The 18,218-nt window shown below is 29.7% G+C and carries 16 protein-coding genes; 1 reads left to right on the top strand and 15 read right to left on the bottom strand.

Annotated elements, in window-relative coordinates:
* Positions 1-6: 6 nt before the first annotated feature.
* Positions 7-1,374, bottom strand: coding sequence for a glycine--tRNA ligase (locus ACQH24_RS02405; protein ID WP_425380434.1), 1,368 nt, complete (start codon positions 1,372-1,374; stop codon positions 7-9).
* Between the two features lie 155 nt (positions 1,375-1,529).
* Between ACQH24_RS02405 and ACQH24_RS02400 the strand changes: the two genes are divergently transcribed.
* Positions 1,530-2,489, top strand: coding sequence for a transposase (locus ACQH24_RS02400; RefSeq protein WP_425379371.1), 960 nt, complete (start codon positions 1,530-1,532; stop codon positions 2,487-2,489).
* A 34-nt stretch (positions 2,490-2,523) separates the two neighbouring features.
* On the opposite strand, the gene ACQH24_RS02395 is transcribed toward ACQH24_RS02400, so the two are convergent.
* From ACQH24_RS02395 to rny, 14 genes are all read right to left on the bottom strand, one after another.
* The gene (locus tag ACQH24_RS02395) at positions 2,524-2,901 is read right to left on the bottom strand and encodes a DNA repair protein RecO C-terminal domain-containing protein (protein ID WP_425380433.1); all 378 of its coding nucleotides are present in this window, start codon (positions 2,899-2,901) and stop codon (positions 2,524-2,526) included.
* Positions 2,849-3,157, bottom strand: a complete 309-nt coding sequence (locus tag ACQH24_RS02390; RefSeq protein ID WP_425380432.1) for a DNA repair protein RecO C-terminal domain-containing protein — start codon at positions 3,155-3,157, stop codon at positions 2,849-2,851. The genes ACQH24_RS02395 and ACQH24_RS02390 overlap by 53 nt, the downstream gene beginning before the upstream one ends.
* Entirely contained in the window at positions 3,147-3,311 is a 165-nt protein-coding gene (locus ACQH24_RS02385) for a recombination protein O N-terminal domain-containing protein (protein ID WP_425380431.1), read from the bottom strand. Before ACQH24_RS02385 ends, ACQH24_RS02390 begins: the two co-directional genes overlap by 11 nt.
* 6 nt (positions 3,312-3,317) lie before the next feature.
* Positions 3,318-4,211, bottom strand: a complete 894-nt coding sequence (gene era / locus ACQH24_RS02380; protein WP_425380430.1) for a GTPase Era — start codon at positions 4,209-4,211, stop codon at positions 3,318-3,320.
* A gap of 58 nt (positions 4,212-4,269) precedes the next feature.
* Positions 4,270-8,628: a PolC-type DNA polymerase III gene (locus tag ACQH24_RS02375; protein ID WP_425380429.1), complete on the bottom strand. Its 4,359-nt coding sequence runs from the start codon at positions 8,626-8,628 to the stop codon at positions 4,270-4,272.
* A gap of 27 nt (positions 8,629-8,655) precedes the next feature.
* Complete coding sequence (gene rseP / locus ACQH24_RS02370; RefSeq protein ID WP_425380428.1) at positions 8,656-10,008, bottom strand: RIP metalloprotease RseP; 1,353 nt, start codon at positions 10,006-10,008, stop codon at positions 8,656-8,658.
* A 35-nt stretch (positions 10,009-10,043) separates the two neighbouring features.
* Positions 10,044-11,192: a 1-deoxy-D-xylulose-5-phosphate reductoisomerase gene (gene dxr, locus ACQH24_RS02365; RefSeq protein WP_425380427.1), complete on the bottom strand. Its 1,149-nt coding sequence runs from the start codon at positions 11,190-11,192 to the stop codon at positions 10,044-10,046.
* A gap of 3 nt (positions 11,193-11,195) precedes the next feature.
* Positions 11,196-12,290, bottom strand: a complete 1,095-nt coding sequence (locus tag ACQH24_RS02360; RefSeq protein WP_425380426.1) for a phosphatidate cytidylyltransferase — start codon at positions 12,288-12,290, stop codon at positions 11,196-11,198.
* On the bottom strand, positions 12,283-12,975 hold the full coding sequence (gene uppS / locus ACQH24_RS02355) for a polyprenyl diphosphate synthase (RefSeq protein WP_425380425.1): 693 nt from the start codon (positions 12,973-12,975) through the stop codon (positions 12,283-12,285). The genes ACQH24_RS02360 and uppS overlap by 8 nt, the downstream gene beginning before the upstream one ends.
* 63 nt (positions 12,976-13,038) lie before the next feature.
* Positions 13,039-13,587 carry a ribosome recycling factor gene (gene frr, locus ACQH24_RS02350; RefSeq protein ID WP_425380424.1) on the bottom strand — a complete coding sequence of 183 codons (549 nt, stop codon included), beginning with the start codon at positions 13,585-13,587 and terminating at the stop codon, positions 13,039-13,041.
* Entirely contained in the window at positions 13,588-14,313 is a 726-nt protein-coding gene (gene pyrH, locus ACQH24_RS02345) for a UMP kinase (protein ID WP_425380423.1), read from the bottom strand.
* Between the two features lie 530 nt (positions 14,314-14,843).
* A complete protein-coding gene (locus tag ACQH24_RS02340) occupies positions 14,844-14,996 on the bottom strand; it encodes a hypothetical protein (protein ID WP_425380422.1) in 153 nt (50 codons plus the stop codon).
* A gap of 130 nt (positions 14,997-15,126) precedes the next feature.
* Positions 15,127-16,485: a signal recognition particle protein gene (gene ffh / locus ACQH24_RS02335; protein ID WP_425380421.1), complete on the bottom strand. Its 1,359-nt coding sequence runs from the start codon at positions 16,483-16,485 to the stop codon at positions 15,127-15,129.
* 93 nt (positions 16,486-16,578) lie between these two features.
* Positions 16,579-18,108 carry a ribonuclease Y gene (gene rny / locus ACQH24_RS02330; RefSeq protein ID WP_425380420.1) on the bottom strand — a complete coding sequence of 510 codons (1,530 nt, stop codon included), beginning with the start codon at positions 18,106-18,108 and terminating at the stop codon, positions 16,579-16,581.
* Positions 18,109-18,218 lie beyond the last annotated feature (110 nt).

Below are 18,218 nucleotides of genomic sequence, written 5' to 3'. Positions count from 1 at the left end.
CTTTAATTACCTTAATACAGCTATGAAATAATCTTCTAAATTAGCAATTGCAATCCTATCTTGTTCCATTGTATCCCGATTACGGATGGTAACTTTATTATCTTCTAATGATTCAAAATCAAAAGTGACACAAAATGGTGTTCCAATTGCATCTTGTCGACGGTAGCGTTTCCCAATATTTCCTGTTTCATCATAAGTACATTGAAATCGCTGCAATAATTTTTCATACACTTGATAAGCTGCCGCATTTAATTGTTTACTTAATGGAATAACAGCAAGTTGATATGGTGCTAATAACGGACTTAATTTTAAAACAATACGTGAATCATCATCACCAACTTTTTCAACATGGTAAGCATCATATAAAATTGCTAACATTAAACGCCCAACACCAACAGATGGTTCAATAACATGCGGCAAAATTTTCATGTTTGTTTCTTGATTTAAATAAGTTAAATCATGTTTGCTCATTGTCGCGTGTTGACGTAAATCAAAATCCCCACGGTCAGCTATTCCTCATAATTCACCCGCTCCAAATGGAAACTTATATTCAACATCAATTGTTCTTTTAGCATAATGGGCTAATTCACTTTTCTCATGTTCACACAATGAATAATTTTTCGGATTTAAATTAATTAAATTTAAAAACTTAGTAACTTCCTCAACTCAATAGTTAAATCAATCTGTTTGATCATTAACATCATAAAAAAATTCTAATTCCATTTGTTCAAATTCTCGTGTTCGAAAAATAAAGTTCCCCGGGGTAATTTCATTTCGAAATGACTTTCCAATTTGACCAATTCCAAATGGCAATTTCTTTCTTAATGCACGTTGAACATTTTTAAAATTAACAAAAATTCCTTGTGCAGTTTCCGGGCGCAAATAAACAACTGATTTTTCATCTTCAATCACCCCTTGATTCGTTTTAAACATTAATTCAAATTGACGAATATCAGTAAAATCATACGCCCCACAATTCGGACACAAAAGCTGATTTTCTGTAATAAAAGTTTTTAATTGTTCATTACTTCATCCACCACAATTAAGATTAGGGTATTTATCTTCAATTAGTTTATCTGCTCGCATACGGGTTTTACATTTCTTACAATCTAATAATGGGTCAGCAAAATTACCCAAATGGCCTGAAGCTTTTCAAACATTATTATTCATTAAAATTGCACTATCAAGACCAACATTATATCTTGATTTTGAAATAAAATGTTGTCATCATAAATTTTTTAAATTTCGTTCTAACTCAACACCCAATGGCCCAAAATCTCAACTATTTGCTAAACCACCATAAATTTCACTTCCTTGAAAAACAAAACCTTGTGTTTTTAAATGGTTAACAACTTCCTCTAATGTATATTGCATTAAATATAACTCCTTTTTATTTCTCTAACCTCAATTATACTATGTTATTACTTAAAATAAATTGATTTTTTCCTTTAATTTTGTCGAAAACTCTTGATATTTATAGAATATATCTAATTTTAGGTATATTTTTAATATATAGAGGTAAATAATTGATGGAAAAAATAATTACAGAATTAAAAAACAGTTTTACAGATGATCAATTTTTAGAATTTGCTGAAAAAATAAAAAAAGAAGCAGAAGTAATCAAAAAACAAAAACGTTTAAATGAAATTGATCAAAAATTTAGAGATAAAGGCATTATATGTCCTGATTGTAAATCTTATCATTGTGTTAAAAATGGTCATAATCCCGAAGGAAAACAAAAATATTTATGTAAAAAATGTCGTGCTAGTTTTGATGCTTTTCGTCATCATTTTACTTATTGAAGTCATTTAAATTATGAACAGTGAAATTTATTAATTCAAATTTCATTATTAGGACAATCTAGTAAAATAATTTCCCGTTTTATTAAAACAACACCAAAAACTGCTTGATATAATCGTCAAAAATTAATGCAATCAAAACAATTAGAAAATACTCAATTAAAATTTAAAAAATTAAATGGTCAAATCCAAATTGATGAAACTTTTATTAAAGAAATCCATAAAGGTAATTTTAAAGATAAATTTGATAAACGAAAAACTCATCTTGATCCATTTTCAACTAATACCAAATGCTGTATTCAAATGGTAGTTGATAGCAATAATAATATTTTTGTTCAATCCACCAATACCAAACGATTACAAAAACAATGAATTATTGAAAATATGAATAAGCAATTAATTAAAGAAAAATCAATAATTATTTCTGACATGCAACCATTATATTTATTAGTAGCAAAACAAACAAATTCTACTCTATATTCTACCAAAACTAGTACAAACCCTGATACTAGTTATCGAAAGTTAAATAAGATTAGTAAATTACAATCGAGTCTTAAAGAAGCCTTAATTCATTATCATGGTTTGGGTTTCACTAATATTCAAAATTATTTAAATCTATGAAAATGAAAATACCAACATAAAGGTTTAACACCAAAACAACAATCAACGGTATTATATTTTAACGTTTAAAAAATTTAAAGCAAAATCATGATCTTAAACAAAATTATTTTTCAAATTGTCATATTGATGATTTTTTTATTTCATCAAGAGTTTTCGACAAAATTAAAGATTTTTTCCGCATTTCATAAATACTATAAGAAAAAAGTCCAACTTTTGTTAAATAATACTCACATAGCATTTTAAATAACATAATCAGTTCTTTCACATTAACTTTATTATGAAAATAAAGATTATCTAAGGGCTGAATTTGAAAAATTTTAACTAATTCAATTGAAAAAAGATAATCTGTTAATAAATAACATCTTTTACAAATATATCCTTCTTCAATAAAACTAATTGTTTTAATATTAGTTTTTCCCCCACAACGTTTACACATTGTTAAATTCCATTGTAAACCATATCATTTTAATAGTTGCAACATAAAAAACCGCACTGCTTATGTTATCTTCTCAAGTAACTAAATTATCTAATGCCGTTGTTAATAAATGATATAATTTTAAATCAGGTAAACGCTCTTCAACAACTTGCTCAGTAATTTCACAAAGTAATGTTGCTAGTAAATAATCATCATAATTTTGTGATAATTTAATTCTTGTCGCTAATAAATTTCCTGTTTTTAACTTACTTAATTTATTTGTTTGATATGATAAAAATATTTCAAATTCACTAGTTGCCAAAAATTGAACAGCATATTGATTTTTTGAAGTAATTTTTCGACCCCCGGAGCAAAAAAGCTAACTTCCCTAATTCTTTGGTAAAAATTGTCACAATTTCACTATTATCATCATAACTTTGTTTATTAATAACAATGCCAGTAACTTTTTTTGTCATTATTATTTAATAGCTTTCTTTATTATATCCTAAGCGTGCAATCATTGATGGTTTATCCCGTCATTTTTCCACCACTTTGACAAACAATTCTAAAAATATTTTTGTTCCTAAAATTTGTTCTAATTCCAAACGAGCTTGAGTACCAATTTCTTTAATTAAACGGCCATTTTTACCAATTATAATCCCTTTTTGTGAATCACGTTCAACACAAATTGATGCCATAATTTTTAATAATGTTGGTTGTTCCTCAATCTTATCAATTAAAATAGCGACACTATGTGGAATTTCATCTTCTGTTAAAAGCAAAATCTTTTCTCGAATAATTTCACGAATTAAAAACTTTTCCGGTTGATCAGTTAACATATCATCAGAATAATATTGTGGTCCTTCTGATAAATAAGTTTTTAATAATATTAGTAAATTACCAATATTATCATGTTTTAACGCTGAAATAGGAATAACTGCAGCAAAGTTATGAATTTTTTCTCAGGCGGCAATTTTAACCATTAGTTCCCCTTTTGATACTAAATCAATTTTAGTAACAACTAAAATAATGGGAACACCTCGTTCTTGCAGGGCTTTAACAATATAATGATCATTATCTCCAATATGTTCATTAACTGGAGCTAAAAATAAAATGGCATCGGCCGCTTTTGTTGTTGATAGGGCAACTTTATTCATAAATTTACCCATTTCATGATGCGCTTTATGAATCCCTGGCGTATCCATAAAAACCATTTGAGCTTCATTGTCATTATAAATTCCTTGAATTCGATTACGTGTTGTTTGGGCTTTTGCCGTAACAATTGCTACTTTGTTATTTAAAATTGTATTTAACAATGTTGACTTTCCAACATTGGGACGCCCCACAATTGCCACAAATCCTGATTTAATTGTCATTTTTATCACCTCGTTATTAATTTAATTATAAAGGAAAAAAGAACAAAAAATTATTATTTTAAAATTCAAAAGCAATTTGATCATCTAATGATAAATCTTTTAAAATTCCAAGTTCCTCAAAAGATTCTAAATGGGCTTTTGTAATATTTGTTCGTTTTTGCAAATCAGTAATTGATAAGAAAGGTTTTTGATTCCGAGCATTAATAATGCTATCCCCAACAGCGCCTCCTAACCCATCAATTGCCGAAAATGGTGGCAAAATAATCTTTTCATAATTATCATTTTCAATAACTACAAAATTTTTATTTTTACTTGTTTTTAAATCAATATTATTTATTTTAATTCCCCGCGCATACATTTCTAACGCAATTTCATAAACAGGAATTAAATCTTTTTCCTTTTGTGATGGTTTATTTGAGGCATTAAAATCTTTAATATCTAATCGGGTTTGAATATCTCGTAGCACTTGTTTAATTGTTTCTGGTCCTTTTAAAATTGTTTTAATATCAAAAACATCAGTTCTCGTTGAAAAGAATGTTGCATAATATTCTACTGGATAATTAATCTTAAACCATGCCACTCGTCACGCCATCAAAACATAAGCTGTTGCATGAGCTTTAGGAAACATATATTTAATCTTATTACATGAATCAATATATCATTGCTCAACATTATTTTTACGCATTAATTCTTCGTGCTCAGCAGTTAATCCTTTTCCTTTCCGAACATCTTCCATAATTTTAAAAGCACTTTGGGCTGGCAATCCTTTATAAATTAAATTAACCATAATATCATCCCGACACCCAATCACTTCCGAAATTCGAATATTTTGATTTCGAATTAATTCCTGCGCATTTCCAATTCAAACATCTGTTCCGTGTGACAATCCCGAAATTTGTACTAAATCAGCAAAAGAAGTTGGTTTTGTATCTAGTAACATTTTCCGAACAAAAAAAGTCCCAAATTCTGGAATTCCAATTGCCCCCGTTTTTTCGCCATTAATATCTTCAGGTTTAATTTTTAAAATATCTAAACTACGAAAAAGACTTAACACTGCTTCGTCATTCGTGGGAATTGTTTTTGGATTAATCCCCGTTAAGTCTTGTAACATTCGTAATGCCGTTGGGTCAACATGCCCTAAAATATCCAATTTTAAAACATTATCATGAATCGCATGGAAATCAAAGTGTGTAGTTAATCAATTTGATTTAATATCATCTGCCGGAAAATTAACCGGAGTAAATTCCTCAACTTGATATTCCTTTGGAATAACGACAATCCCGCCGGGATGCTGTCCGGTTGTTCGCTTAACACCCTCGCATCCCTTCGCAATTCGTTCTATTTCCGCTCGACGCTTTAAATGCAAAGTATTTTTATTTTCAAAGTAACCTTTAACATATCCATAGGCCGTTTTTTCTGCGACCGTTGAAATTGTTCCAGCACGATAAACATTTCGTTCCCCAAACATTTCTTTTGTAAAATCATGGGCAATTGGTTGGTATTCCCCCGAAAAATTTAAATCAATATCCGGAACCTTATCTGCTTCAAATCCTAAGAATGTTTCAAAAGGAATATCATGCCCTTCTCCTCTTAAAGGTTTTTGACACTTTGGACATTTACGCGGGGGTAAATCATACCCACACTTTACTGACCCATTGGTAATGAATTCACTGTAAGTACATTCAGCGCATAAATAATGTGGTTGTAGTGGATTAACTTCGGTAATATTACTCATCGTTGCGACAAAACTACTTCCCACACTTCCACGTGAACCAACTAAATACCCATCCTGCAATGATTTATCAACTAACTTATGGGCGATTCAATAGATAACGGCAAACTCATGCTTAATAATCGCACTTAATTCACGCTCTAATCGTTTTGCCACAATCTCTGGTAGCGGATTCCCATACATCTTATAAACATTTTGATAACACAATTCCTTTAAAAGTTTATCACTACCCTCAATCTTAGGCGTGTATAATTTATTTTTAATAATTTCAACTTTTTCAATTTGATCAGCAATAAGATTTGGATTTGTAACAACAATTTCTTGAATTAACGCCTCATCATTTAAAAATTTAAACTCATTAAACATTTCAGTTGTTGTTCGTAAGAATTGATCAGGATAATCTGTCACCCGTTGTTTATAATCATACAGCGGATGCGGTCTACCCCCAATTCCTTTTGCATTAATATAAACTTCCCGAAAAATCTTATCTTCCGGATTAAGATAATGTACATCTCCTGTTGCGACAACTAATTTATTTAATTTTTTTGCGGTATGGATAATATCTTTAATAACTGTTAATAATCGTTCTTCCGACAAATCACCCATTTGAACTAAATGTTTGTACACACTTGGCGGTTGAATTTCAATGTAATCATAAAAACTAATAACTTCTGTTAATTCCGTAATATCCTTATTCCGTGCGACTTCAAAAACATCCCCATTAACACATGACGAGCCAATTAATAAATTAGCCCGATGCTCATTGATGACACTCCGTAATAATTTTGGTGACGAATAGAAATAGGTAGTATGTGCTGCTGTAATTAATTTAAACAAATCTAATAATCCTTTTTGATTTTTAGCAAGAATTGTCATATGTTTTGGCCGTAACTTTTTATAAACAGCAGCATCATGGATTTGATCAATATCATCATCAAATTCAATTTCATAAATATTAATCATTTTTCGTAATTGGTGTTCATAAACATCCGTTAAAACAATCGCATCATAATCTCCCCGGTGAGCTACTTCTTCATTATAAATAACATTATAGCAACGAGCAATTGTTCCTAAACGATAATTCTTTAATCCCGGTTCTAAAATTCTTGATAATTGTAAAGTATCAATAACAGTGTTATTAATTTTTGAACGACCAGCTTTTTGTAATCACGATTGAATAAAACCTATATCAAATTCAGCATTATGGGCAATTAAAATTGCATCTTTAAAATATTCTAAAATTTGATCAATCGATTCAATAAAAGTCGGCTTATCAGCTAATAATTCGTCAGTAATTCCCGTCAACTCTGTTGTAAATGACGACAACTTAATTGTTGGTTTAAATAAATGATTAATAATTTTACGTTCACCACTAATCCCATCCATAATGACTGCTCCAAATTCAATAATTTCATCATAACTACTACTTAAGCCAGTTGTTTCTAAGTCAAAAATAACATATTTTGCTGTTCGTAAATTATGATGATGAGGATTTTTAACATATCAAACTTTATCATCCAGCATAGCAGCTTCAACCCCATAAATAACTTTAATATCAGGGTATTTCATATTCATATTGTAAATTTCAGGATAAGCCTGGACATTTAGATGGTCAGTAAAAGCAATAGCCTTATGGTTCCAGTGCTGTAATGTTTTAAAAAGCATTGGAATATTAACTACACCATCCATCGCACTCATTTTAGTATGTAAATGTAATTCAACTCGTTTTTCAACAGCAGAATCTTCCCGATATAAATCTTCACGATCTAACCGTGCAATCTTTTTAATAAAAAACATTTGCTCATTGGCATAAGTATCATAACGAATATCACCAAAAAGGCTAACTCATTCATCAACTTTTAATGTTTCAAAAAAATCATCTACTTGCTCAGTTCGGGTAAAAAATTTTCCCGCAATCGTATCACTATAATCGGTAATGGTAATTGTATAAATGAATTTTTTTGTGGAAAGTGATTGACGGTTCTTATTAACAATTTTTCCGTAAATTGTTACATTTGGCGCATCTTGGTCAATATCAACAAGGCGTTCATAACTTACTTGCCCCATTTTTCCTTTCATATAATTATTTGTCCCATTTCGTGGTTTATTTGATGAAATTGCTGGTTTTAATCCTAAACTTTCATTTTTTTGTTGAGTTTCCTGATATTTAATTAACTCTTGCTCATTAATTTCTAGGATATTATTTTCCTGTAAATCAACTACTAGATCTATTTGTAAATTATTGAAACCATACCGACGAAGTTTATTTTGATAATAATTACAATGTTCTCCGACTAATTTCTTTTCACTATCTGAATAAACGGTAATTCTTAAAATATTATCTGCTAATGAAAACCGTGATGGCGCTAGTTTACTAAAAAAACTATTTTTCAATTCTGACTTATTGCAACGAATATATTCAAGGTAAGTAAAAATTGTCTCTAATTGATAGTTTTCTTGGCGTACTCGCAACGATATTTTTGTTGGTACTTCAGCATTTTCTAAAAAAGTTGTCTCTAATTTTAATAAAATATCCGTTGGTAAAAAATCATTAATTACAATTGTCACACGAAACAATGATTCACTAGTACTATATTCACTTTTAATAATTTTTGCATCCTCAAAATGATTGCCCGTAAATTCTAAATTGTTAGCTGTAAATAGTTTTCTCAATTGTCGATCCATTTGTCATCCCTCACCTATCGTTCTTTTTTAAAAAAAGACATCCTTGATTGTTATTCCAATAAATAATAAAATGAAAATTACTGCCCCAGTAACATTAATAATAATTTTTGCCTTATGGGGAAGCTGTCAATTTTGTTCTTTGCTTTGATATTTTTCTAACAACAGTTGCTGTTGAATTGGATCATGACGGCTTTTTCAAATTTGGAAACGTCCTTTCAGGCGTTTCCCGCCACCAACAATTCCCTCAATTAAAGTTTCTAAGAATTTATATCCATCCAATGGTGGAATCGGAATTAAGTTTAACACAAATAAGTTTGCGGACAACATTGCAACATACATAAAAAATAAGGCTGGTCCTTCCGTTAAAATTGATGAAACTGCTTTGGCAATACCAACTGGTCCTGATAATTGAGCTCATTGACCGGTAAATAATAACCCAAATGATTTTAAAATTGTCACTGATTCAGTAAAAGTTTCTCGCCAACCATAACCGTAAGCAGCAGCCGTTGAAGTAAACTGACGATCAGGGGCACGAATTCCAACCGTATAAGTATTACCAGTTATTTTTAATTCAACTGGGTTTGTTTGAAATAATCGTTCATTTTGATCTGTTTCCACTTCTTTTTTATTATTAACTCGGACAAAATCTAACGTAATAAAATTAACATGCTGCTTATCATCCGTTTGCTTATATTGTTTTTTTAAATTATCAATAAAATTATAAACAGTTGTTTGATAATTTGGAATGTTACTAACCGTTCCAATATGACTCGCCAAAATATTATTTTTTGCATTATTCGGATCATCGCTATTATCATGATCGCGATAATAATTTTGTGCTGCTTTAACCGTTTCTGAGTTCGGACCTAATCAATAATTTAAAATAACAATATCTTGGGCAATTGGAACTTTGCTTGTTATCAAAGCATTATATGCTGAGCCCCCAACATCATATTTTGCCCCCCAATAGGTCATATCTGAAGGTTTAAGATTTAGTGCTGCGAAAGTTGTTGTAAAAATAAAAACGGCAATAAAAAAGTTCATTAGAGCTCCTGCCACAATAAAAATTAAGCGTTTCCATTTCGCAATGTTTTCCATTTTCCGTTCATTAAGAACAACTTCGTCTTCTCGTCCTTTCGGTGGATCAACTAATTCACTAGCAATATAAACATAACCTCCAAAAGGAAAAATGCGAATTGAGTAACGGGTTTCTTTCTTTCCTCAAGAAAAAATTTTTGGACCAAAACCAATTGCAAACTCATAAACATATGCTCCCGATAATTTTGCGATCACAAAATGTGCAAATTCATGAATTGTAACTAGCATTAATAAAATTATAATTCCAATTACAAATCCTAAAACTACCATTCCCGCTGACATTTATTAACTAACTCCTAACGTATATTTTTATTTAATTATTTTTCTGAAAAATAATTAATAATTTCTCTTTTAATAGTATCATTTAATTCTTTTATTTGTTGATAATTAGATAATTTTTGTGGTTTTGTTTTTGCCATAAAGAATTCAATATAATCAACAATTTGATAAAATTTAATTTTCCCCGCTAAAAACAAAGAACGTAATTGCTCATTTGCAGCATGAAACGTAACAGCTAACGAATTATTTTCATTTAAACAATTATATGCCAATTGCAATGGTTTTCAACGTTGTAAATCGGCCTTTTGAAATGTCAAAGTCACTAAAACACTAAAATCTAATGGTTTTAATAAGGTATTTTTTTTACGCTTTGGGTAATATAAAAAATAATTTAAAACCTGTAACATTGTTGGCGATGATAATTGTGCCAAGATGGAATAATCTTCATATTGCACCGCAGAATGTAAAATTGATTGTGGATGCACCACAACAGTAATATTTTTAGTTTTAAAGAGATGATATGCTTCAATAACTTCAAAAGCTTTATTAACCATCGTTGAAGAATCAATTGTAATGTTTTGACCCATTGCTCAATTTGGATGGCGCAAAGCTTGTCTTTCATCAATTGTTTTTAATTCTGTTAGTGTTTTATTAGCAAACATTCCCCCCGAAGCAGTTAAAATAAGCTCCTGAAGCGGATTGTTTTGCTCTAAACATTGAAAAATAGCACAATGTTCAGAATCAATTGGAAATAATTGATTTTTATGTTCAGCTAATAACTTATTAATTAAATCACCAGCTAACACTAATGACTCTTTATTTGCTAATAATAAAGTCCGGTTTTTTCCTTGCAGAGTTTGTAAAGTTGGATATAACCCCGCAAAACCACTAATAGCATTCAGAACAAGAGCAGATGAAAAAGCTGTTAAAATTTCTTTAAAACCATTCTCGCCAACAACAAAAGTAATTGTTGGATACTTAAGTTTTAATGCTGTTTGCTGTGTTGCATTTGCAACATGCACCATTTTAATTGTCGAATGTGTCTGTAAAATCGTTTCCAAAACAGTAACATTGTGATATATGCTAACTGCTCTTATTATAAAATCATTTGGATTAGTTTTGACAACTTGCAACGCTTGTTGGCCAATACTTCCTGAGGCCCCAAAAATAATAAGTTCTCTCATCATTAATTAATGCTGTAACGCCACATTTGAAATAATAAACATTACAAAGAAAACTAACGAAAATGAATCCAAACGATCTAACACCCCACCATGTCCTGGCAATAAATTACTAAAATCTTTAATATTATAACGGCGTTTAATTCATGAAAATGATAAATCCCCTAATTGTGATAAAATACTCAACACAAATGCTAATAAAACATAAATAACATAACGCATTACATTCTGATCATTATCATTTGAAAAGAAATTAAAGACCCAATTCTTTTCACTTGCAAAAAGGAACATTAAAACAGCATACGCAATTGCAATACCAGCTGCCATTACTGTTCCTGTAATGGCTCCCTCTCAAGTTTTATTAGGAGAAACATTTGGTGCTAATTTATGTTTTCCATATGTAACACCGCCTATAAAAGCAAAGGTATCTGTTAAAATAATAATTAATGCTAATCAAACAACACTACTTCAACCATAATCAGGATTTAACATAAATTTGTTCATTGCTTTAATAGCAAAAAGCAAATATAAGGTAAAAATTAATACTAAGGTCATTTTACCAAAAGTAATTTCTTTTGAACTAAAAGTTAGACAGTAATATCCTAAAATTGCACATAAATAAATTACAAAAATAATTCACGGTTTTAATCAATTTCAATTTAATAAAGTATAAAATGGATAATTAATAGCACCAATGCCAGCATAATTTTCGGCAACAGATTCCGCTGGAAATAAAAATAAAAACAACATTAATATATAAGTAATAACTTGGGTATAAATTGGCCATTTTGTTCCACCAACTAATCGTAAGATTTCATAATTAACTAATCCTAATATTACGGCATTAATTCCAATAAAAAAATAATTAGCAATTTCAATATGGGCAAATTTATTATGTCATTCAGTTGCAATAGTCCCAATAAATAAATATAATGCTAAAAAAAATATTAAAACATAAAATGTAATATGCCTTGCAGCATACTTTTTTTGAAACATTCCTTTCCTTTGTTCAATTTTCTTTGTCACTGTAGGATTATCATTGTTTTTTCCCACAGGTGTAATGTTTTCTTCCACAAGAATATCATCTTGATTATTACTAATCACTGTCAATCCCTCCAAATCTTCTACTTCTATTATTATAATCTAATATTGCTGCTCATAAAGCATTTTCATCAAATTCTGGTCAAAATTTTTTGGTAAAATATAATTCCGCATAACGATTTTGTAGCAACAAAAAATTACTTAAACGTTGTTCACCACCACAACGAATCATCAAATCAACATCTGGTAGATTTTGAGTATATAAATAATTAAACAAAATCTTTTCATCAATTGTTGATAATTGTGCTGTTAACATTTGGTTAATAGCAGCAATAAGTTCTTCAATTGCTCCATAGTCAAAGGCAAAGGTTAATACTAACCCACTATTATCTTTGGTCTCATTAATAGCAGCACTAATAGCAGCTCATGTTTTTGTTGGCATCTTTGTTTTTCGGCCAATATGATTTAAAATAATATTTTCATTTTTAAAATTATTTACTTGTTTATTATTTAATAATCTTTCTGGCATTTTCATTAAATAATTAACTTCACTTTTACTCCGTTTTCAGTTTTCTGTTGAAAAACAATAAATTGTCAAATATTTAACCCCTAATGCATTTGCTTTCAAGGCAACTTCCTTAATTCGTTTGGCCCCTTCTTCGTGTCCAGCTGTTCGTTTTAAACCTTGGTTTGTTGCCCAACGCCCATTTCCATCTAAGATAATTGCTATATGCTGTGGAATCTTCATATCTTTTGCCCTTCTTTCCTGCCTTAATTTTTATTATACCGAGCATAATAAAAAAATGAAAGTTTATACTTCCATTAGTTCTTTTTCTTTTAAAGTTCCTTTTTCATCAATTTTTTTAATAAAATTATCGGTTAATTTTTGAATTTCTCCTTCATAATATTTTTTATCATCTTCTGTTGCACTAGCACCTTTTTTAATTTGATCATTACTATCACGACGTTCATTTCGAATTGCAATCTTAAAATGTTCAACTTCTTTTCACATCTCTTTTACCAAGATCTTACGGCGTTCTTCTGTTAAAGGAGGAATATTTAAACGAATTAAATCTGCTTCCGAATTTGGTGATAATCCTAAATCTGATTTATTAATTGCCGCAACAATTAAACTAATAGTTGTTCGATCATATGGTTTAATGACTAATTGACGTGCCTCAGGAACAATAATATTTGCTATTTGCTGAATTGGCGTTAGTGTACCATAATAATCAATCATAATATGTGCTAACATATTTGGATTAGCTCGCCCAGTACGAATTTTAACTAAATCATTTTCCAATGCTTCTAATACTTTTGTCATTTTATCCTTTGTTTGATTAATAATTTCTTGTGACATTTATTTTTTTCCTCCTGTAACAACTGTTGAACGGGCACTTCCATGTGCTGCCTTGTAAATATTATCTGGTTTATTAATGTCAAATACAACAATTTTAACATTATCTTCCATTGCTAAACTTGATGCCGTTAAATCCATTACTTTTAATTGTTTTTCTTGTAATTCATTTAAGCTAATATTATCAAATCGAATTGCATCAGAATTTTCCCGTGGATCTTTATCATAAATTCCATCAACACCATTCTTCGCCATTAACATAACATCAGCGTCAATTTCAATTGACCGAATTGTGGCAGCAGTATCAGTTGTAAATTTTGGTTGTCCCGTTCCACCAGCCATAATCACAATTGCTCCTTTTTCTAAAGCAGCTTTTGCTTTTTTGAATAAATATGGTGATGCTACTTCTGGAACTTGAATTTTTGAAGTAACAACAACATTTTCACTTCCTTCATTTTTTAAAACAGCTTCCAATGCTAATGCATTCATTACCGTTGCTAACATTCCCATATAATCCGCACTAATCGGATTCATATTAATACTATCAGCACGATTACCACGTCAAATATTGCCTCCACCAACAACAATTGCAATTTGAAGGCCCTCCTTTTGCAATTTAACAATTTGACTAGCAATATTATGAATTCTTTTTGAATCATATAAATCATTAGAATTTCCTAATGCTTCGCCAGACAGTTTTAATAAAACACGCTTATATTGTAATGCCATTATAATATTCCTCTCATTTTCTTTTATTCCTACTATATTATAAATTGTTTTATTAAAATTAGCAAAATAAAATCAGGAATTGAAATAATACTGATGGACAAATACTTTATTAAATAATAATCTTATATCATCAGGCACTTAATATAATATTGATGAAAATATAAACTTACTTAATCTTTAAATTTATTAAACTTATTTTTTGTTTATTTACTGCTGCTTTTTTATAAAAATATTATTTTTGAAATATTTTTTAGAATTTTTTCTTTTTATATTTGAAGTCAACTGTTTCATAATAAAAACCTCAATTCTTTTACTGACATTTTAACTTAATTTAAATTGAAAAGTTTAATGCGTATCCGAGTTGAGGTTATCTTATAACTAAATAAATAAGATATCTATTGATTTATTATATTAAACTTATTATTCTAAAATTTAAGAATAATGTATTCTATTTTATTACTTAAATTAATTAAAATATAATTTTAGAAACTGTTTAGTAAAATATTCATGTAATCAATTACGCGGATAAGTTATTCATTTTCTTTCACATTATTAATCCCTATCTGCTTTACAATACTAATAACATTATCTTTTTTGTACTTAATTATTAAGGACCCTAAAGTAAAATAATGTTTTCTTCCCACTAAAAAATCAACTCATTTTTCTGGGTTGATTTGTTGCACTTATAATAAAAAAATAATTTATGCTAATATTTGTATATTCGTTAAAAAATACAACAAAAAAATCTAGAAAATATTTGTGAAATACTTCCTAGATTATTTCTTTGCTTTAACACGTAGTTCTGTTATGAATCTAATTAAAACCCATGCCACTTAAACCACCCATACCTGGAATATTTGGCATTCGACCAGATTTAATTTGTCGAGCAATTTCATCGACTTGTTTTTTGGTTTTATCAAACTGATTAATTAACTCATTATATTCTTTCTCTGTTCGCCCCGAACCTTTTACAATCCGATTTTTTCGTGATAAATGTTTTAACAATCGTGGTTCACGACGTTCCTTAACAGTCATTGAAGATAATAATACTTCTGTTACTTTTAATTTACGCTCAGCATCGGCAATTTTTTCATCACTCAATTTTGGCATACCAGGAAGCATTTTCATAATTCCTCCCATTTTTCCCATTTTAGAAATTTGACGCATTTGATTTAATAAATCTTGAAGATCAAACTGACCCATCATCATCCGATTCATTGTTTTTTTGATATCACGTTCGTCTAAAACATCTTTTGCTTTTTCAACTAAGGTCTGAACATCACCCATCCCTAAAATTCGATCTGCCATTCGATCTGGATAAAAAATTTGTAAATTACTCATTCCTTCTCCGGTTCCAATAAAAGTAATTGGTAATTTTGTTAAATGTGTAATTGATAATGCTGCTCCTCCACGGGCATCACCATCTAATTTAGTAACAACAACTCCCGTTAATTTTAACAATTGGTTAAATTCACTAGCAACATTAATAATATCTTGTCCTGTCATTCCATCAACAACAAGTAAAATTTCATCAGGGCTAATATTATTTTTGATTTCTTTTAATTCCTGCATTAATTCTGAATCAATATGTAAACGACCAGCGGTATCAATTAAAATAACATCATTTTTATTTTCTTTAGCATAAGTGATTGCTTCTTGTGCTGTTTTAATTGGATTTTGTGTTCCCCGTTCAAATACTTCAAGATTTAAATTTTTCCCAATTGTTTTTAATTGATCAATCGCGGCAGGACGATAAATATCACAAGCTACTAATAATGGTTTTTTTTGGTACTTCTTCTGCACTAATTTAGCAATTTTACCAGTTGTTGTTGTTTTACCACTCCCTTGCAATCCAACCATCATTACAATTGTTGGTTTTGAAGTAAAAGACAACTCCTTTGCTGTTTTACCAAAAATATTGATTAATTCTTCATGAACAATTTTAACCATCATCTGGGGGGCATTTAAACCATCTAAAATATATTCGCCACGAGCTTTTGCCTCTACTGCTTTAATAAAATCTTTTACAACTTCATTATTAACATCTGCTTCTAATAATGCTAATCTAATTTCACGCATTGTTTCACTAATCGCATCAGCAGTTAAAGTTGATTTTTTCATATTCTTTTCAATTGATTTTTTCAATCGATTTGCTAAAAAGTCTCCAATCATTCCTAACTCTCTCCTCTATTTTTTATAATAAAATCTTTCTTATTAATTATAATACGAAAATTACCATAAAAAAAGAATAAAAATATTATTCTTTTAAATAACAGTTTCTGTTACTCGTAATTCTCTAATTACTGTAATAACAATATCCCCCGGAATCGCCTTAGTTTTTTTAATTTTTTCTTTAATATCAAGGGCAATCTTATGGGTACAATCATCATCACTAATGATTGGATTGACAATCACCCGAATTTGTCGTCCTGCTTGTAAAACATAAACTGACTGAACACCAGTTACTGTTTGACAAATTTTTTCTAATTCCGACATTCGCGCAATATAATTTTCAAGATTATTATTACGACTTCCTGGCCGTGCTGCTGATAATGTATCAGCCGCAGAAATTAAAACGGAATATGGATTATCTGCCAAGACTTCGCCATGGTGCGAAGCAATCGCATTAATCACAATTGGATTTTCCTCACATCTTGTGGCTAATTTAACACCTAAAGTAACATGACTACCCTCGGTTTCAAAATCAACTGCTTTTCCAATATCATGTAATAAGCCAGCCCGCATCGCAAGAGCTGAATCTAAGCCTAATTCACTGGCCATGATTGCTGCTAACTTCGCAACCTCAATTGAATGTAATAAAACATTTTGGCCATAACTTGTGCGATATTTTAAAATTCCTAAATAACGAATTAATTCAATATTTATATTATCCAATTGCAATTCAGCGACAACTTCTTTCCCTGTTTCTAGAATTGTCACTTCAATTTCTTCTTGTTCCAATTTAATTGCCTCTTCAATACGATTTGGTTGAATCCGGCCATCAATTAATAATTTTTCTAATGTTTTTTTAGCGATTTCACGGCGAATTGGATTAAAAGATGAAATTTGGACAACATTTGGAGTATCATCAATAATTAAATCAACTCCTGCCGCAACTTCAAATGTTCGAATATTACGACCATCTTTTCCAATAATGCGGCCTTTCATATTATCATCTTCTAAATAAACAGAAGCCACTGTTTTTTCTATTACAATATTTGCCGCATACCGTTCAATTGCACTAGTAATAATAGTAATAGCTGTTTCTTTGGCATTAATTTTTGCTGTATTTTCAGCATTTCGTAAAAATTCACCAATTTCTTTTTGATAACGATCACTTATTTCTTTAAAAAGCATATCCTTTGCTTGATCAGGAGAATAACCAGCAACTTTTTCAAGTTGCTTAAGATTCCGTTCAACTATTTCTTGATAATAATTAATCTTTCCTTGTAATTCTTCTTTCTTGCGAAACGTTTCTTGCTCTTTATTATTTAATACTTCTTCTCGTTCAATAATTAAACGTTCCCTATTTGTTAAGAATTTTTCTGTTTCTAAAAATTCTTCCCGCTTGCGAGCTAATTCATTAATCATTTCTTGTCTAATTTGGGCTGCTTCAACTTTTCCATCTGCTTTCGCAACATTAATAATTTTTTTTGCTTTTTCTTCAGTTTGTTTAATTTTTAATTTTATTTTTTTATTTAATTTAAATCTTAGATATTTTTCACATAAAAACCCAAGAAAGTAAGAACCAATTGCAACAGCAATAATGATTATTACTCATATAGTTATTTCCATAATTATGTTTCCTTTACTTAAACGATTAAGTAAGAAGTATTAATTTCAAGTGTATAAGTGGAATAATGGTAATAAGATAATTACCATATATTATTATACTCTTTTCTAAA

Origin of the sequence: Spiroplasma endosymbiont of Stenodema calcarata, assembly GCF_964031205.1 — a bacterium.
GTDB lineage: Bacteria > Bacillota_I > Bacilli_A > Mycoplasmatales > Mycoplasmataceae > Spiroplasma.
This window is presented reverse-complemented; position numbering and strand designations above follow the sequence as displayed.